The sequence below is a fragment of the Deinococcus rhizophilus genome (genome assembly GCF_030271215.1).
Taxonomy (GTDB): Bacteria; Deinococcota; Deinococci; order Deinococcales; family Deinococcaceae; genus Deinococcus; species Deinococcus rhizophilus.
Genome location: NZ_JASNGB010000349.1, coordinates 1 through 815 on the forward strand (window position 1 = coordinate 1; position 815 = coordinate 815).

At 76.3% G+C, this 815-nt stretch carries 1 protein-coding gene; it reads left to right on the forward strand.

Going from position 1 to position 815, the window contains the following annotated elements; all coding sequences use genetic code 11:
* The coding region (locus QOL99_RS17270) for a lycopene cyclase family protein (RefSeq protein ID WP_285525644.1) at window positions 1-815 on the forward strand (815 nt) is incomplete at both ends.

An 815-nucleotide genomic window follows, 5' to 3' on the forward strand; every position in this document is an offset into this window, starting at 1 on the left:
CCCGCCCCGCCCCTTTCCGGCGACCTACGGCGCGTGGCTCGACGAGGTGCCCCCCTCCGCCCGGACCGCGCTCGCGCAGGTCTGGAGCGACGTGCGCGTTTATACCGGCCCTGAGGCCACGCCCCTGCTGCGGCCCTACGCCCTGCTGGACAATGCCCGGCTGCTGGAAGCTCTGCTGGCGCGGGCGGGGGGTGGGCTGTGCTGGACACGCGGCCACGTCGTCCACGCGCAGCAGGTGGGCGAGGGCTGGGAGGTGCGCGGCAGGGGGGGCGAGACGTGGCGGGCGTCTGTCGTCGTGGACGCGGGCGGCCATGGCGGAAGCCTGGGGGCCCCGGTGCGGCCGGGCGGCGCGGCCCTCCAGACGGCTTACGGCCTGGTCGCCCAGTTCGACCGCCCCCCCGGTCCCCCCGGCGGCATGGTCTGGATGGACTACCGCGCCGGGCACCTGCCGCCCGCCGAGGTCCGCGCCCAGCCGACCTTCCTCTACACCATGCACCTGGGCGGGGACCGCTATCTGGTTGAGGAAACCAGCCTGATCGCCCGCCCCGGCCTGACACGCCCGCTGTTGCGGGAGCGCCTGCACGCCCGCCTCGCCGCGCAGGGCACGCCCCCGCGCGAGGTCGAGCAGACCGAGTGGGTCGCCTTTCCCATGAACACGGCGGCCCCCCGGCCCGGTTCCTGGCTGGCCTTCGGGTCGGCGGCGGGGCTGGTCCATCCGGTAAGCGGCTTTCAGGTGGCCGGAGCCCTGGCCGACGCGCCCGTGGTCGCGGAGGCGGTCGCGGCAAGGCTGGCGGCCTGCGGTCCTGCCGCCGCCA